The sequence below is a fragment of the Candidatus Chloroploca sp. Khr17 genome (genome assembly GCF_004138165.1).
In the GTDB taxonomy this organism is placed as follows: Bacteria; Chloroflexota; Chloroflexia; order Chloroflexales; family Chloroflexaceae; genus Chloroploca.
Genome location: NZ_RYFF01000007.1, coordinates 21,122 through 36,982, shown reverse-complemented (window position 1 = coordinate 36,982; position 15,861 = coordinate 21,122). Strand labels below are relative to the sequence as shown.

Genomic DNA, 15,861 nt, shown 5'->3' with positions numbered 1-15,861 from the left:
ATTACGCGCTGAGCGCAAGAAATGAGCCGTACAACAGCACCCCGGTCAACACTGCCGTCGCTACTGTCCAGGCCAAATCACTGGCCCCGTGACTCTGTGGGACACCGGCGGGCAGTTCGGTGGTTTGCCGACGTAGCCGCCAGGCGGCGTGGATCAGCAAGGCCTGTCCAACGATACAAACAGCCACGATGAACCAGAAGAGAAGAGCTTGCATCAGGCTTGCTCGCTTTCTTGTTGTGCGCAATGCGCTGCGGCGACACAGCCCTACCAGGGGAAGGGGTGCAAGTTTGTGGAGTTATTCACAAATTACTACTTTGTTGCGATTATACCACATTCCAGCAAAAATGCCAGCATTGCTGGCATTTTGGCTGGAATGGGCGTTTCGCTTGTGTGCCGCGCTACTTTCTCCCGATGAAAGCCCCCACAATCGTCATAATCCCCCCGACAAGGGCTGTGATGCCGAACACGAAGGGCAGCACCACGACACCGGCCAGCGGTGACGATAGGATCAAGAAGCTCAACACAATCGTGAGCACCCCCCAGATACCGACGCCGATGCCCCCGCCCTGGAAGGCCTGTACCACGCGGACGCCGCCCATAAAAATGCCTGTGACGCCCAGCATAATGATATAAAAGGTCGCCACAACGACGCCACCGAGCAGCGGTTGGCTCAAGACGGCCAGGCCTGCCCAAATGCCAATGATCCCACTGAGCAGCGTTAAAAACCACCGCTCGCGACTACGGAACAGGCTGATCAGATCTGCGATGCCTGAAATCAACCACGAGGCCCCAATGTAGAGCACAATGAAAAGCGTTGTCATCAGGGGTTGAAAAAGGAGCAGCAGCCCCAGGATGATATAACTGATACCGAGTACCAACACGAGCCAGAATGGAACCTTTTCTTCTTTCGCAACCGACGGCACTTTGAACATAGCTCGCTCCTATCCTATCGCATATACACGCCCTCGTACCTTGCTGCTTCGCTGGAAACACGCCTATGGCAATCCTAGACGATGTGCGTCTCAGGAGGATCGGCTTTAGTCGGCTTATGGTTTTTAAGCATGACATCAGGGAGTGCCGACTTCAGTCGGCTGAATGGTCTGGGAAGTAAGTTTTCTGGCGTCCTCAGCCGTCCACAAATTGGGGCCACGAATGAACGAATAGCGCATGGAGCAACCCATATTCGTTTCTTCGTTCTCAGCATTCGTGGTCAGCGGCGCTACCAGAAAACTTATTTCACAGACTACTGAGCCGGAAGCCGACTGAAGTCGGCACTCCCATAGACCCGATGTAATATTGAATATTCATAAGCCGGCACTCCCATAGACCCGATGTAAGACTCAATATGTATCAGTCATGACTGTTGGATACAACCCAAATAGGAGTGCTCTAGCGATGCTTGCCTTCTCTCCAGCGACCCAAAGACATTCTCATGTTGATGGGGCGTCTCTATTGTAGAGCAGGGTTGTTTCGTTGCACCTATGTTTAGGGATAGTTTTTCGGTTACCAACACGACAAGGTGCATTCATTCAGGCGCGTAGCGATTCATCATGGCGTTGGCGGCCTGTTCAAAGTAGGTGCGCATGACTGAACGGGCCGGTTCGTCAATGCCCACCTGAGCAATTGAGGCGAGCATATGCTCGAGCCAGGCATCACGTTCAACCGGGCCAATAGGATAGGGGGCATGCCGCATGCGCAACCGCGGATGGCCGCGTCGCTGCCCATATTCACCAGGCCCGCCAAAATACTGCATCAGAAAGAGGAACTGATGCTCTTTGCCGGGTTCGAGGTCGTCGGGAAACATCGGACGCAACCGCGGATCACGTTCGACGCGGGTGTAGAAGGCCTCGACGAGTTGGCGTAAAACATCGGCCCCGCCAATCTGCTCGTAGATGGTGGTTGCCTTTTTTTCATTCATATCATCCATTATAATAGAAATCTCTGGTGTTGGGGCACGGCGGCGCCGTGCCCGTACGGCGGAAGCGGGGGCACGGCGTCGCCGTGCCCCTCCTGGAAATGGTCTTGTATGTCACTAGGGCGCGGGATGGTCTGGCTCGTTTTTCTTGTGAGCCTGGTTGCGTGTGGGGGTGCACAACGTCCGTCGGTCGATCCAGTTCTAGAGGGCGAGCGCCTTTTTCGGATCTGGTGCATTGGGTGTCATAGCCTTGAGCCTGATGGTCCGACGGCGCTAGGGCCGAGTCTTGCGGGGATCGCTACGCGTGCGGCCAAGAATGACGAGGGTCTGACGGCAGCCGAATGGCTCTACCGTGAAACGGTCAATCCCAATGCCGTCGTCACGCCGGGCTATAGCCCGGGGCTTATGCCGTCTGATTATGAACGAGCGCTACGGCCTGATCAGCTTGAGGCGCTTGTGGCCTATATGCTGACGCTCGAATAGGCAGGGGCATTGGACATGCCAAGAAGCGCGGCAATGCCGCGCCTCTTGGCATGTCCACGTTGTTTTTCGCTTTAGTCGTTTTCGATGCCGACACCGAGGAAGGGATAGAGCATATCGCCAGTCAGGGCTGCGTGGGCCGATGAGCCACTGCTAAAGCGGTACGCGCCGAGCACCTTCATATAGTTAGCCCGTTCGAAGGCGGCTGGTTCGGCGACGGCTTTCTGGCTCATACTGCCCTGCATCATGGAGATCGAGTCGTATTCGTGCTCTTCCATCCAGGTCTGCAGGTCGTGCAGCATATCGCGTACATGCGCTGTCGCATTGCCCACCAGCAGCGCTGATGCCATCATGGCGACCCGTGCCCCGGCCATCATTGCTTTGAGCACTTCAGAAGCCGAGTGGATGCCACTCGTGATCGCAAAATCAACCGGCACGCGCCCGTAGAGGATGGCGACTTCACGCAGCGGCAGCCGCACTTCGTCGGGCGTGCTGAGGGTGAGCGATGGGACGACATTGAGATTCTCGAGATCAAAGTCGGCCTGATAGAACCGATTAAACAGGACAAGGCCATTCGCTCCCGCGTCAGCCAGCCGCATCGCGAGATTGGGTAGGGCGGTGAATTGCGGACTCAACTTGACGGCGAGCGGGATCGTAATTTCGGCCCGCACGGCTCGTACCAGGTCAACATACGTCTGCTCTAGATCGGCACTGGTAATCGCGGGATCCGTAGGAATATAGTAAATATTGAGTTCAACCGCATCGGCGCCAGCCTCTTGCATCAACTGGGCATAGTGAACCCAGCCGCCTGGCGAAACACCGTTGAGACTGCCAATGACGGGAATATCAACCGACTTCTTCAATTTGTGCAGTTGCTCGATATACCGTTCTGGGCCGATACTGTAGCGCCCGGTATCAGGCAGGTAAGAGAGCGCCTCGGCAAAGCTATCGGCACCGTGACTCAACAGGTAGTCGATTTCGAGGCTTTGATGGATGATCTGCTCTTCAAAGAGCGAGTACATCACAATTGCTGCGAGGCCCGCCTCTTCCAGACGCTTCACCTTCTCAACCCGTTGAGAAATAGGGGAGGCCGAAGCCACCAGTGGCGTACGCAATGGGAGGCCGAGATAGCTAGTGGTCATGTCGACCATGGGATGCTCCTGGTTCAGGGTATTAGACACCGGATAAGACATACGAGGATATCCGAAAATATCTCGCATGTCTTATCATACCTTATCTGGTTACACATATGTCGCATTCGACGAGACCGTTTGGCCCCGGTTATGGGTCATGTGCGGTCTACGCATCATAGCCTTGGCTCGCGGCAACGCCACAAACCAAGGCCATGATCCTAGTCTTCTTCCTTCGACATCATTTGCTTGAGGCGATGATAATGCTCGGCATTGGTGCGTTGAGCCTCGGCAATCAGAAGATCGGCGCGTTCGTGATCGCTACGCACAAGGATCTGGAAGCGTCCCTCGCCGGCGATGTATTTTTCGGGGCTGATCGACGGGGGCTTCGAGTCGATAATCAACGGATTCTTGCCCTCCATCGCCAGCAACGGATTGTAGCGGTAGAGCGTCCACATGCCTGATTGCACCGCCAGTTTTTGCTGTTCGAGACCACGGCGCATATCAATGCCGTGGGCAATGCAGTGGCTGTAGGCAATGATCAGCGATGGCCCGTCATACGCTTCGGCTTCCTGAATGGCCCGAAGGGTCTGAACATCGTCATAACCCATCGCGATCCGGGCGACGTAGACATTGCCATAGGCCATGGCAATCAGACCAAGATCCTTTTTGGGGGTGGCTTTGCCGCTGGCCGCGAACTTGGCGACCGCGCCGAGGGGCGTTGACTTGCTGGCCTGTCCACCCGTGTTGGAATAGACCTCGGTATCGAGCACGAGGATGTTGATGTTGCGTCCCGAGGCGAGCACATGGTCAACCCCGCCATAGCCAATGTCGTAGGCCCATCCGTCACCACCGATGATCCAGACACTGCGGCGGGCCAGGAGATCCGAGAGTGACCGCAGATCCTTGAGCAGCGACGTATCGCTACCGACATTGCCTGCCAGGGCTGCATCGATCTGCTGATTGAGCACGGCAACACGCGCACGCTGTGCATTAATCCCAGCATCGGTGCTCTGGTCAGCTTCGAGCAGTTCTTCAATCAGATCGGGGTGGATATAGACGGCCAATCGTGGGAGCAACTCACGGGCATACTCAACCTGCTTGTCAATCGTTAGCCGCATCCCGAGCCCGAATTCGGCGTTATCCTCAAAGAGTGAGTTAGACCAAGCCGGTCCTCGTCCCTGTTTGTTTGCCGTCCAGGGTGTCGTGGGCAGGTTGCCGCCATAGATTGAGGAACACCCGGTGGCATTGGCAATGACCGAGCGATCACCATAGAGCTGGCTCACCAGTTTGATATAGGGCGTCTCGCCACAACCACCACAAGCCCCCGAGAACTCAAAGAGCGGCTCGAGCAGCTGTGAATTCTTGATGCTATTGAGTTGAATCAGCGTCCGATCAACTTCAGGCAGGTTCAGGAAGAAGTCCCAGTTGGCTGCTTCACTGTCGCGCAGTGCTGGCTGTGGGGTCATGTTGATCGCTTTGCGCCCCGTCTGGCGTTTATCCTTGACTGGACATGCTTCGACGCAGAGGCCACAGCCGGTGCAGTCTTCGGGCGCGACCTGGAGGGTAAAGAGTTGTCCTGGCAATTCCTTAAAGCGCGCCGTCGTACTCTTGAAGGTCTCGGGTGCTCCCTCGAGGGCGGCAGGCTCATAGACTTTGGGCCGGATCACTGCGTGGGGGCAGACAAAGGCACACTTGGCGCACTGGATGCAGAGATCTGGCTCCCAGACGGGGATTTCCAACGCAATATTGCGCTTCTCCCATTTGGTCGTCCCGGTGGGATAGGTGCCATCAACCGGCATCGCACTGACCGGCAGTTCATCGCCGCGCTGGGCAATCATCGGGCCAAGCACCTCGCGAACAAACGCGGGGGCGTTATCGGGCACCGGGGATTTGAGATGCAGCCCATTGGCAGGGTCATCAGTTGCGGGGATCGTCACCTCGTAGAGATTTTCGAGCGTGCGGTCAACCGCCATATAGTTCTGCTTGATGACGGCATCCCCGCGTTTGCCATAGGTCTTTTTGATGCTCCGTTTGATTTCGGCGATGGCCTCATCGCGGGGCAGCACCCCACTGATCGCAAAGAAGCAGGTCTGCATGACGGTATTGATCCGCCCACGCATACCAGTCGCAGTCGCAACGGCAATGGCATCAATCACCCAGAGGTGCAGGTTCTTCTGCCGGATCGCCTTACGCACCTCGGCGGGCAGATGCCCCCAGATCTCATCAGGCGCATACGGGCTGTTGAGGAGCAATACGCCGTCAGGGCTGGCATAACGCAGCATATCAATGCGCTCGAGGAAATTGAACTGGTGACACGCGACAAACTGGGCCTGTCCATCACCAATCAGGTAGGGAGCACGAACCGGCTCGGGGCCAAAACGCAAGTGTGACGTGGTGATCGACCCCGACTTCTTCGAGTCATAGACAAAATAGCCCTGCGCATCATTCGGGGTCTCTTCGCCGATGATCTTGATGCTATTCTTATTGGCCCCAACCGTACCATCGGCCCCGAGGCCAAAGAAGAGACAGCGTACCGTCCCGGATGGCTCAACATTGAACGATGGATCATAGGTCAGACTGGTGCCACCGACATCGTCGTTGATCCCGACCGTGATCCGCGGACGAGGCTGCGCCTGGCTCAGTTCATCAAAGACGGCCTTGACCATCCCGGGGGTGAATTCCTTTGAGGAAAGCCCGTAGCGCCCGCCAATAATCTTTGGCAACTCACGCTGTTCGGTGGCCCCACTCGTCCGTGCATCAAGGAAATGGCTGCCCCCAAAAGCATAGACGGCCGAGACGACATCAAGGAAGAGTGGCTCGCCGGTGCTCCCTGGCTCTTTGGTACGATCGAGCACCGCAATGGCGCGGGTCGAAGCAGGCAACGCATGCACAAACGCATCGGCGGTAAACGGCCGATAGAGGCGTACGCGCAGCACGCCGACCTTCTCGCCCTGGGCCGCCAGGTAGCGTGCCGTCTCTTCAGCGGTCTCACCGCCGGAACCCATAATAATAATGACGCGCTCGGCGTCGGGGGCACCGGCATAATCAAAGAGATTGTAGCGACGGCCAGTCAATGCATAGAACTGATCCATCGCGTCCTGGACAATGCTAGGGCAAACATCATAAAACGGATTGACACTCTCACGTGCCTGGAAATAGACATCAGGATTCTGAGCGGTACCACGCAACACCGGATGCTCAGGCGAAAGCCCGCGCATACGGTGCGCACGCACCAGATCATCGTCAATCATGGCGCGAATGATCATCTCATCAACGGGGGTAATCTTATTCACCTCGTGCGACGTACGGAACCCATCGAAGAAGTGCATAAAGGGTACCCGCGCCTTGAGGGTGGCTGCGTGGGCCACGAGCGCGAGATCCTGGGCCTCTTGAACCGAACCCGACGAGAGCAGCGCCCAGCCGGTGGCCCGGGTTGCCATCACATCGGCGTGGTCGCCATAGATCGAAAGACCCTGGGCGGCCAGCGAACGGGCTGCCACATGAAAGACCGTGGCGGTCAACTCGCCGGCGATCTTATACATATTGGGGATCATCAACAGCAGCCCCTGCGAGGCCGTAAACGTCGTGGTCAGCGCGCCGGTCTGCATCGCCCCGTGGAGAGCCCCGGCGGCCCCGCCCTCGGACTGCATCTCATAGACAGTCGGGACTGTACCCCAGAGATTCGGTCGCTTCACAGCTGCAAACGCATCAGCTGACTCACCCATCGGGGTGGATGGCGTGATCGGATAGATTGCGATCACCTCACTGAGCGTATAGGCAACATTTGCGACAGCCTCGTTGCCATCAATCGTCACCTGTGGGATCGGCTCTATAAGGCCGGTCGCACTATCACGTGCCTGGCGTTCATCCATAACTCGAACGGCTCCTCTCTGAACTTCTCATGTCACATGCTGATAGACTCAGTATATATTGCGCCTGCCGTCACTAGGTAAAAGCAGAACAACCTTTGGTAGCGATCTCTTTTCTTGCGCAACTATTATGAGGGCAAAGCAGCGGGGGGAGTCTGTGGAGATGGTTCTATGCCAGGAAGGCGGTTTGTTTGACGCAACGGACTTTGCGCCTTTGCGTCAAATTGATGACCATTAGAGTTGCCGAAGGACGCGGGCCGGCATCCCGGCGGCCAGCGTGCGCGGGGGGATGTCGCGGGTCACGACACTGCCCGCCCCGATCACACTGCCTGCCCCGATCCTGACGCCGCGCAGGATCACGGCACGCACACCAATCCAGACATTTTCTTCGAGAATGATCGGTGCTGAAGGGGGCATCTCTTCACGTCGTTCAGGTTCCAGGCGGTGAAAATCATTATCCATGATAATCACATGTGAACCAATGCTGCAGTTTAAGCCGATATGCACCAACTGACTTGCCGCAATCGAGCAGCCATAATTGATAAAGCTACCCTCGCCAATCTCCAGGTGCCCATGGTGCCCAATAAACAATTCCAGAGGCACAATGTTTGAAACGAGGCGAACGCGGTTCTGTACAATGAGTGTACCATTATTAGTGATCGCAGGCTTGCCCCAGAGGCGTACCCGTCGCCCGACAAACGTCGCGTGGCGCAAATACCAAGAGGCGCACAGCAGCGCCCTCGCGTTCGACCAGATCTCTTTGAGCTTGTATGCTTGAGGCTGGACTGATCCGGGTAAGAACGGTTCCTCTTCAGCGGTGTCCATAGATTTCCTGTAATCCCAGTCAGCATATGCTTAGCGAGACACCATCTGCCGTATTGTTGCGACTCTCTGTCTGGCTTGTTGCACTAGAGCGTTTTCATATTGCCAACTCGTCACCGGATAGATGGTGGAGCCAAGGCGCTTTTTATAATCATCAATGCCGGGGTTGAGGTCTCCAGTCGGATTGAAGTCATAGTAGGCATAGCCGCGAGCCAGCGCATCGCGAATGATTTCGGTATCGAGCACGACATTTGTTTTATGCTTTAGATATGCGGTCGCTATGCAACCGTGCCATGCAACGACATGGCGCTGCCAGTAGAAGCCAATTGTGCCACCAACTATCTCTCCATCGATCCGGGCAACCCAGAGTTTGATCGTTTCGGGGTATTGTTGTGCGTACTCAAAGATTGTAGCAAACAGATCCCACCCATAACCATAGGTGGATGGGTCTTCGCCCCAGCGCTGGATCGTATCCTGATAGACTCCATAGTAGGCACGGTAATCATCGAGTGTCTCGACGAGATCGATCGTTACACCCTCTTTGATCCCTTTACGGTAGGCGTTACGCTGGCTTTTGGCAAAGCGCCCAAACACCGTGTCAAAGTCTGCATCCAGCTTGACAATGTATGAATGATACCCTGTACCTTGAAACTGTGCTGATAGATCAAGGCGTGGTGCAATTGGATTCTCGAGCAAACGCATTCCAGTAACATTCCAATCACATGCCAGTTGATACATCGTTGTTACGTCTTCATCGCTCAGTTCGCCATCAGCAATAATGCCTCCATAACAGTATTCAAAGGTCGAAAGCAGACTCTGGAGTGGGCCCATACGTTTGGTGGCGAGCAGGGGTAGCACTGCATGTACGCCACGAGGCGAGATAAAGCCAACTGAGGCGTCAGCAAACTCGGGGTGCATGCGTAGCGCAAGTTCTTGCCAGAGCGGCGTATGAAAAAACGTCGCATAGTCACAGTGACGAGCGACATACCACCAGAATTCAGATTCGATCGTCTTGAGCAATTTCAAAAGCCATAACCTCCTGTATCGCAGCTAGCGTTTACCCGTCGCTTTCCAGTAGATTTGTTGCACTGGCTGCAAGAACGGGTTGGCAAAGCGCCACATCGTGACCGGTCGGGTCTCGGTACCAAAGCGTTCTTTGTAGGTCATCACACCTTCTTTGTTTCCACTGGTATTGAAATCAAAGTAGCGATAGCCGTGATCCAGTGCATCACGAATGATCTCGGTGTCGCCGACGGGCATGACATCATATTCGAGAAAGTCGCGATGTGAGGCCCCATGCCAGAGTGAGGCCACCTTGTTCCAATAAAAGATCATGCGCCCACCAGCAATCTGCTTATTCACGATCATCACCCAGATCTTGATCTGCTCAGGATATGCTCGACTCAAATAGTAAATGTGCTCAAACAAATGCCACGGATATCCATACCCTGTTGCTTCACCCCAACGTTCGATGGCATCACGGTAGCTTTCATAATAGATGACCATCTCATCGAGTGAACGCATCTGGCGTACTTCCACGCCCTTCTTCAACCCACGCCGATAGGCCGTACGCCGAGCCCGACTGAAACGGGCCATAATCGCATCAAAATCAGCATCGAGGTGTACGAGATAGGTTGGTTCGGTATAGACTTCCTGTAACCTGCTCTGAATTGGCTTAGGCAAGGGGGCATCAAATGGATTGTCAATCGCATACAACGTATAGGTTGAGATTCGACATGCATGCTGATAAAGCACCGCCGCTTCATCGTCGTTTACGGGACCATCGGCGATGAACCCACCGTAGCAATTCTCGAAGGTCGAATGAAGCCAGCGGAAAGGTCCAATTGTTCTGGTCGCAATGATCGGGAAGACGACTCGAGTCCCATTTGCGAGGATGGCTCCGAAGGTCGCATCTTGGTATGTTACGAGGAAGCTGTGTAGGGCAATATTTTGCCAGAGCGGGGTATGATAAAACGTTGCATACGCACATTGACGGGCCACATTCCACCAAAAATCTTCGGGTACCGGGTGAACGATTTGTAACGACAATACACTCTCCCTCTTGTTTGCCTAATTACCGTTGCTGATGTCGCTTGATTGTCATGCTGAGCGAAGGGCCCCATCTTCCCTTTGATAGGGCAGACCCTTCGTGCCGCTCAGGGTGACAAGGCGGTATCCTCAACCGCAATAGGTCTTAACGATAGGCTGGCATCTTCAATAACTCGGCGACGGTCACAAACTCATAGCCCTGATCGCGCAGCATGGGCACGAGGGTGCGCACTGCCCGGGTTGTCTCGCGTTTTTCCCAGATCTTTTCCCAGGGCTTGGCATCGTGAAAGCAGAAGATCGAGCCTGGCTGGGTCGCGTGATATGCATCATGCGCGAGCGTCATTCCGTCAACTTCAGGGATTACCCAGTCAAGCGTGTAGACATCCCACCCGATAATAGTATACCCTGCTTTCGTGAGCCGTTTGCCTTCCCAGGGGGTGAGCCAGCCCCAGGGCGGGCGATAGAAACGAGGGCGTACGCCGATCACTTCGCGGATCGCCTCTTCGCCAGCGGTAATATGGCTAATATTCGAGCCAGGCATCAGGCCGGTTTTGCGGCTATGCCACCCCGAATGATTGCCAATGACATGGCCTGCCTGGTACATCTCGAGCAGCAAATCAGGGTTGTAGCGCACATTCATCCCGAGACAAAAGAACGTCCCCTTGACTTCCAACGCATCCATCGCTTCGATCAACTGCTCGGTACACGGGCGACTCGGGCCGTCATCAAAGGTGAGGGCCACTTTGCGTTGATCGCGTGGGCCGTGGTTTACAAAGTAGCCAAACCCCGTTGCCGGCGGGCTGAGCAGTTTGGTACCCGCAGTATCAAATAGTTTCACCACGGCCTGTTTTGGATTTAAACGTGACATAAGGCTTTCTTCTCGGCCCAGATATTGGGCAAGGCGCTTGTGAGGTGCTGTGGTTCGTCAGCGCACCATGGTTTGCTCATACAAGGCACCGAGGACTTCTGCGACGCGCTGGGACGAAAAGGATGTTTCAACCCGTTGGCGTGCCGCGTCACTCAGTTGCTGTTGGAGCGCAGGGTTTTGAAGAATTTGGATCACAAAATGGGCAATCGAGGCAGGATTATGTGGCTCAGCGCAAAAGCCACTTTCGCCATGGACAACGGCTTCACCCTTGCCCCCAAACGTGATCACCACGGCACGCCGCATCGCCATCGCTTCGAGGAGACCGATCGACATTGAACCAACTGGCACCGGCAAGACAAACACATCCATCAACCCGAGGAAGGGCCGTGGATTCGGTTGAAAACCGGTGAAACGCACATAGTCAGCCACGCCAAGCTCGCGGGCCTGCTGTTCCAACGCTTCACGCAGCGAGCCGTCACCAACCATCAACAGATAGGCATCGGGACATGCCTCGCGGATGGTCGAGAATGCCGCCAGCAGGTCTTGCAAGCCTTTTTCGGGCTCAAAACGCACCACTGTCCCGATGATCTGGGCCTGAGCGGGCAGATCGTACTGCCTGCGCAGATCCTCCAAAACGTCTTCGGGCACTGGCGTAAATTTGTCAACATCAACCCCATTGACCACCACAATCGTCCGCTCGTGGGGCGTATAGAGGTGCATCCCCCGCGCACGATAATTTTTTTCCGACACACAGACAATGCCATCAACCTGGAGGCTGAAGAGATCGCGCAAGAGGCGCATCGGCAGGGGCAGTGGCTCGTCGGGGGCGAGGTGTTCGGTGATATAGATCTGTTGCACCCCAGCGAGGCGTGCCATGATCAGCGCCAGCAACTGGCCCTTGTAGCCGGTCGAGTGCATATGCATCACATCGATTGACCACGTGCGCAGTTGCTTGAACATCCGCCACCCTTCATACGCCTGAGTCCAGCAGCCATAGCGTCGATCAGGGGAGATCTCACTAGCATGATCCGCGGCCAGATGCAACCTGGTGGTGAGATCTTTCGTCTTGGACCAGTCAGGGCAGATCGCAAAGACCTCAAAGCGGGTACGATCAAGCTGATGCGCCAGCAAGACGACGTGTTCTTCCATGCCACCCATCGCCACGCTATTGGTAAAGAGCAGGACGCGCTTGCGGGGTGAAGGTTGCTCTTCGGGATGCTTGGTGTAGGGCGTGTGTTCAGGCGATGCGCTTGTTGCCTGATCCTCGTCGCTTGTCTCTGCTACCGTTGAAGGTTTGTCTTTGGGTTGCATAGATGCCTTTTCCGGTCTTCAGTTCATTCGCCAGGAATCTGCTAGTAGTTGGCTTGCAGGCCATTTCATACTCAGGGTGACACAACAAGCGCCATGCACTCCGGCTGCGTCTCTGCTTACAGCAATACCTCACTCAGCATCGCGACAACATACTCCTGCTCCTCATCGGTCATCTGCGGATAGAGCGGCAAGATGACATTGCGATCCTGGGCACGCTCAGACTCGGGTAGCTCATAGCCGCCCTCGCGCTGGTAAGGTTTTTCGCGGTGTGCGCACATAATGCCGCGGCGTGTCGCCACCCCCCGGTCGAGCATGCCCTGCATCACCTCGCGCTGGTCGAGGTGATCGGGAAGGCGCACCCAGAAACTCTGCCAATTGGTGCGTGCCCATGATGGCTCATGGGGCAGCGTCAGGCCAGGAATCGCCGCGAGCAACTGCTGGTAGCGTTCACCGAGACGGCGGCGGGCCGCCACAATCGTGGGCAAGCGCTTGAGTTGTTCGCGCCCAATGGCGGCCTGAACATCGGTCATGCGGTAATTGTAGCCGATCACGGCGTGTTCTTCAAAGATGACCTGGTTGGCACTATGGCGAACACGGTCACTGATGCTCATACCGTGCTGCCGGAGCAAGCGAAACTGCGCGTTATACTCAGGGTTGTTGGTTGTGATCATGCCACCATCGCCAGTCGTGATCACCTTCCGCGGGTGAAACGAAAAGCAGGCAATGTCAGCGTGGGCCTTGCCAATCTTTTGCCATTCATCCTGCCACAGGATCTCGCTGCCACTGGCACAGGCGGCATCTTCAATCACGGGTAACCCGTGTTCCTGGGCGAGCGTGAGGATCGTTGCCAGATCGCACGGCATCCCCATCTGGTGAACGCAGAGGATCGCTCTCGTCTGTGGTGTGATCGCGGCGGCGATCTTTGTCGGATCAAGATTGCTTGTGGCTGGCTCGATATCAACAAAGACCGGGGTTGCGTGGCAATAGCGCACCACATTGGCGGTCGCCACATACGAGTGGCTCACCGTAATGACCTCGTCACCGGGGGCAACGCCAAGGGTCAGCAACGCCAGATGCAGGGCTGTCGTACAATTCGAGACTGCGGTCGCGTAGGCAGCCCCGGTGTAGACGGCAAACTCTTGTTCGAATGCCGCCACCTCGGGACCCTGGGTGAGCCAACCCGACATAATCGGACGACGTGAAGCCTCGGCTTCGGCCTCTCCGACAAGCGGGCGGGTCAGCGGGATAGTCATATGCTTCGCTGCGGTCGTCATGCAATCACTCCGCTCTTTTGCGTCTTCCACCAGGCGACCAGGTCACGCAGCCCTTCTTCAAGCCCGACCTGAGCCACAAAACCGAGTTTATCGCGGGCGGCGCTAATCTCGGCGAGGCGGCGGGGCACAGGATTGACCTTGCGCTCGGGGCCATACTCAATCGGCAGATCGACGCCCATCGTACGCATCAGGGTCTCGGCAAGTTCCTGCAAACTCGTCTCGACCCCAGAGGCAACATTGAAGACCTCATCAGAGACAGCGGCCTCGGCGGCGAGCATATTAGCACGGGCAATATCAGGCGCATAGACAAAATCCATGGTCTGGGTACCATCACCAAAAATCACCGGCGGCTTGCCGTCGATCAGGCGATCCATCCAGCGGATCAGCACTTCGGTGTAGGCCCCATAGATGTCCATCCGCGGTCCATAGACATTGAAGTAGCGCAGGGCGACATACTTCAAGCCATACATCTCGTTGAAGCTGCGCAGCAGCGCCTCATTATAAACCTTGATGGCCCCATAGATGGTACGATTATTGTAGGGATGGTGGCGTTCGGTCGTCGGAAAGACCTCGGCGAGGCCATAGACCGAGGCTGACGAGGAAGCGACGACCTTTTGCACCCCGGCTTGCACCGCAGCCTCAAGCACATTGAACGTCCCGGTCGCCAGCACATCGTGGGCCAGGCGCGGATCTTCGGCACACTGCGTAATACGAATCGCGGCGAGGTGAAAGACGAGATCAACGCCTTGCATCACCTGGTGCATCAAATCACGATCACAAATATCGCCTTCAACGAGCGTCACCTCGCCGCGGGCGCGGGCCTCGGCCAGATTCTCGAGGCGACCACGGACAAAGTTGTCAACGACAATGATCTCGCCGTACTTGCCCTGCTCGCGGCCATCCATCAACTGGTCAACAATATGCGAACCAATCAAACCGGCGCCGCCGGTCACAAGTACGCGCTGTGGTTGTGGGTTGCTCATACGTGATCTTGTCTCCTTACACGCTAACTATACCTGCTCGGCCCATAGCTTCAAGCCTGCCACCACGACATCCTGCTGGGCGTGGGTCAATTCGGGATACATTGGCAGCGAGAGCACCTCGCGGGCGGCGGCTTCGGCGTGCGGGAAGGCCCCCTCGGGGTAGCCTAGCTCAGCGAAGGCGCGCTGGCGATGGACGGGAATGGGGTAATGGATGCCGGTGCTCACGCCGTGGTCATGCAAAAACGTCTGAAGTTGATCGCGCTTCGGTTCACGGATCGCATAGACATGGAAGACATGGCGACGATCCGGCAGCACGGCGGGGGTAGCGATCCCACGTGGGGTTAACTGCGCATCATAGCGTGCGGCCACCGCCCGGCGCGCTTCCGTCCAGGCCTCGATATACTTCATCTTGACCTTGAGCACAGCCCCTTGCACGCCTTCGAGGCGATAGTTAAAGCCCTTGAGATCGTGGTAATACTTGCGTTCGGCCCCCCAATCCCGGAGCATGCGTAGGGTACGGGCAAACTCAGCATTATTCGTGGTAACTGCGCCACCTTCGCCATAGGCCCCGAGGTTTTTGCCCGGATAGAAGCTAAAGCAACCCATATCGCCAATGGAACCGACGCGACGACCCTTATATTCGGCCCCGTGCGCCTGGGCGGCATCCTCGATCACGAGCAAGCCGTGTTTACGGGCGATTGCCATGATCGGATCCATATCGGCGGGTTGCCCATAGAGGTGGACGGGCAGCAAGGCTTTGGTACGTGGCGTAATGGCAGCCTCGAGCAACGCAGGATCAAGCGTAAAACTGACCGGATCAATATCAACAAAGACCGGCGTCGCACGCGCATAGTCAATCGCCGACACAGTCGCAATGAACGTATGCGGCGTCGTAATGACCTCATCGCCAGGGCCAATGCCACCGGCGAGCAGGGCGAGGTGCAGCGCACTGGTGCCGCTATTCACACCAATCGTATGGCTCGTCTGCGTATAGGCACTGAAGAGCTCCTCGAAGGCGGCGACCTCTTTGCCCAGCACAAATTGGGTGCTTGCCAGCACCCCCAGCACAGCCTGATCAACCTCTTCTTTGATCGAAAGATATTGAGCCTTCAGATCAACAAACGGTATCATGAAACGAACTCCTTTTGACCCTCAGG

General features: G+C 56.2%; 14 protein-coding genes. 1 reads left to right on the top strand and 13 read right to left on the bottom strand.

Going from position 1 to position 15,861, the window contains the following annotated elements; genetic code table 11:
* Window position 1 precedes the first annotated feature (1 nt).
* From EKD05_RS06185 to EKD05_RS06175, 3 genes are all read right to left on the bottom strand, one after another.
* Entirely contained in the window at window positions 2-214 is a 213-nt protein-coding gene (locus EKD05_RS06185) for a hypothetical protein (RefSeq protein WP_129671571.1), read from the bottom strand.
* A gap of 184 nt (window positions 215-398) precedes the next feature.
* The gene (locus EKD05_RS06180; protein WP_129671570.1) at window positions 399-932 is read right to left on the bottom strand and encodes an HdeD family acid-resistance protein; all 534 of its coding nucleotides are present in this window, start codon (window positions 930-932) and stop codon (window positions 399-401) included.
* Window positions 933-1,525: 593 nt separating this feature from the next.
* Complete coding sequence (locus EKD05_RS06175) at window positions 1,526-1,918, bottom strand: globin (protein ID WP_129671569.1); 393 nt, start codon at window positions 1,916-1,918, stop codon at window positions 1,526-1,528.
* 108 nt (window positions 1,919-2,026) lie between these two features.
* On the opposite strand from EKD05_RS06175, the gene EKD05_RS06170 reads away from it, so the two are divergent.
* Window positions 2,027-2,398, top strand: coding sequence for a cytochrome c family protein (locus tag EKD05_RS06170; RefSeq protein ID WP_129671568.1), 372 nt, complete (start codon window positions 2,027-2,029; stop codon window positions 2,396-2,398).
* A 71-nt stretch (window positions 2,399-2,469) separates the two neighbouring features.
* Here EKD05_RS06170 and EKD05_RS06165 read toward each other — a convergent pair whose 3' ends face one another.
* The 10 genes from EKD05_RS06165 to EKD05_RS06120 all read right to left on the bottom strand — a co-directional run bounded on the left by EKD05_RS06165 (window position 2,470) and on the right by EKD05_RS06120 (window position 15,835).
* Complete coding sequence (locus EKD05_RS06165) at window positions 2,470-3,546, bottom strand: dihydroorotate dehydrogenase-like protein (protein ID WP_129671567.1); 1,077 nt, start codon at window positions 3,544-3,546, stop codon at window positions 2,470-2,472.
* 200 nt (window positions 3,547-3,746) lie between these two features.
* Entirely contained in the window at window positions 3,747-7,400 is a 3,654-nt protein-coding gene (nifJ, locus tag EKD05_RS06160; RefSeq protein WP_129671566.1) for a pyruvate:ferredoxin (flavodoxin) oxidoreductase, read from the bottom strand.
* Between the two features lie 231 nt (window positions 7,401-7,631).
* A complete protein-coding gene (locus EKD05_RS06155; protein ID WP_129671565.1) occupies window positions 7,632-8,222 on the bottom strand; it encodes a DapH/DapD/GlmU-related protein in 591 nt (196 codons plus the stop codon).
* Window positions 8,223-8,252: 30 nt separating this feature from the next.
* Entirely contained in the window at window positions 8,253-9,245 is a 993-nt protein-coding gene (locus EKD05_RS06150) for a GNAT family N-acetyltransferase (RefSeq protein WP_129671564.1), read from the bottom strand.
* Between the two features lie 24 nt (window positions 9,246-9,269).
* Window positions 9,270-10,268: a GNAT family N-acetyltransferase gene (locus EKD05_RS06145; RefSeq protein ID WP_129671563.1), complete on the bottom strand. Its 999-nt coding sequence runs from the start codon at window positions 10,266-10,268 to the stop codon at window positions 9,270-9,272.
* Between the two features lie 145 nt (window positions 10,269-10,413).
* Complete coding sequence (locus EKD05_RS06140; protein WP_129671562.1) at window positions 10,414-11,136, bottom strand: polysaccharide deacetylase family protein; 723 nt, start codon at window positions 11,134-11,136, stop codon at window positions 10,414-10,416.
* A 57-nt stretch (window positions 11,137-11,193) separates the two neighbouring features.
* Complete coding sequence (locus tag EKD05_RS06135; protein WP_129671561.1) at window positions 11,194-12,447, bottom strand: glycosyltransferase family 4 protein; 1,254 nt, start codon at window positions 12,445-12,447, stop codon at window positions 11,194-11,196.
* 116 nt (window positions 12,448-12,563) lie between these two features.
* Entirely contained in the window at window positions 12,564-13,721 is a 1,158-nt protein-coding gene (locus EKD05_RS06130) for a DegT/DnrJ/EryC1/StrS aminotransferase family protein (protein WP_129671560.1), read from the bottom strand.
* On the bottom strand, window positions 13,718-14,704 hold the full coding sequence (locus EKD05_RS06125) for an NAD-dependent epimerase/dehydratase family protein (protein WP_129671559.1): 987 nt from the start codon (window positions 14,702-14,704) through the stop codon (window positions 13,718-13,720). Before EKD05_RS06125 ends, EKD05_RS06130 begins: the two co-directional genes overlap by 4 nt.
* Before the next feature lie 27 nt (window positions 14,705-14,731).
* Window positions 14,732-15,835, bottom strand: a complete 1,104-nt coding sequence (locus EKD05_RS06120; protein WP_129671558.1) for a DegT/DnrJ/EryC1/StrS aminotransferase family protein — start codon at window positions 15,833-15,835, stop codon at window positions 14,732-14,734.
* Window positions 15,836-15,861: the final 26 nt, after the last annotated feature.

Coding starts and splice junctions, on each gene's coding strand:
- nifJ (WP_129671566.1), bottom strand. CDS start 7,400: ATGGATGAACGCCAGGCACGTGATAGTGCGACCGGCCTTATAGAGCCG.
- EKD05_RS06185 (WP_129671571.1), bottom strand. CDS start 214: ATGCAAGCTCTTCTCTTCTGGTTCATCGTGGCTGTTTGTATCGTTGGA.
- EKD05_RS06155 (WP_129671565.1), bottom strand. CDS start 8,222: ATGGACACCGCTGAAGAGGAACCGTTCTTACCCGGATCAGTCCAGCCT.
- EKD05_RS06180 (WP_129671570.1), bottom strand. CDS start 932: ATGTTCAAAGTGCCGTCGGTTGCGAAAGAAGAAAAGGTTCCATTCTGG.
- EKD05_RS06135 (WP_129671561.1), bottom strand. CDS start 12,447: ATGCAACCCAAAGACAAACCTTCAACGGTAGCAGAGACAAGCGACGAG.
- EKD05_RS06170 (WP_129671568.1), top strand. CDS start 2,027: ATGTCACTAGGGCGCGGGATGGTCTGGCTCGTTTTTCTTGTGAGCCTG.
- EKD05_RS06130 (WP_129671560.1), bottom strand. CDS start 13,721: ATGACGACCGCAGCGAAGCATATGACTATCCCGCTGACCCGCCCGCTT.
- EKD05_RS06175 (WP_129671569.1), bottom strand. CDS start 1,918: ATGAATGAAAAAAAGGCAACCACCATCTACGAGCAGATTGGCGGGGCC.
- EKD05_RS06165 (WP_129671567.1), bottom strand. CDS start 3,546: ATGGTCGACATGACCACTAGCTATCTCGGCCTCCCATTGCGTACGCCA.
- EKD05_RS06120 (WP_129671558.1), bottom strand. CDS start 15,835: ATGATACCGTTTGTTGATCTGAAGGCTCAATATCTTTCGATCAAAGAA.
- EKD05_RS06125 (WP_129671559.1), bottom strand. CDS start 14,704: ATGAGCAACCCACAACCACAGCGCGTACTTGTGACCGGCGGCGCCGGT.
- EKD05_RS06140 (WP_129671562.1), bottom strand. CDS start 11,136: ATGTCACGTTTAAATCCAAAACAGGCCGTGGTGAAACTATTTGATACT.